This is a genomic window from Corallococcus carmarthensis (assembly GCF_003611695.1).
GTDB lineage: Bacteria > Myxococcota > Myxococcia > Myxococcales > Myxococcaceae > Corallococcus > Corallococcus carmarthensis.
In genome coordinates this window covers 1-396 of the sequence record NZ_RAWE01000510.1, presented here as the reverse complement: position 1 = coordinate 396, position 396 = coordinate 1, and the positions used below count along the sequence as shown (strand labels likewise).

At 67.2% G+C, this 396-nt stretch carries 1 protein-coding gene; it reads left to right on the top strand.

Translation table 11 applies throughout. From position 1 onward, the window contains the following. The coding region (locus D7X32_RS44725) for a KUP/HAK/KT family potassium transporter (RefSeq protein ID WP_208752797.1) at positions 1-396 on the top strand (396 nt) is incomplete at both ends.

Below are 396 nucleotides of genomic sequence, written 5' to 3'. Positions count from 1 at the left end.
GGTTGCCGGCCTGATCGGCGCGGCGCTGTTCTACGGCGACAGCATGATCACCCCGGCGATCTCGGTACTGTCGGCGGTAGAAGGGCTGGAGATCGCCTTCGACGGCCTGGAGCACTGGACGGTACCGCTGGCGCTTATCGTGCTGATCGGCCTGTTCCTGATCCAGAAGCACGGCACCGCGCGGATCGGCATCCTGTTCGGCCCGGTCATGGTGCTCTGGTTCGGCGCCCTGGCGGCGCTGGGCGTCTACGGGGTGATCCAGCAGCCGGAAGTGCTGCAGGCGATGAACCCTGTATGGGCCGTGCGTTTCTTCAGCTCGCATCCCGGCATCGGTGTCGCCATCCTCGGCGCCACCGTACTGGCGCTGACCGGCGCCGAGGCGCTGTACGCCGACAT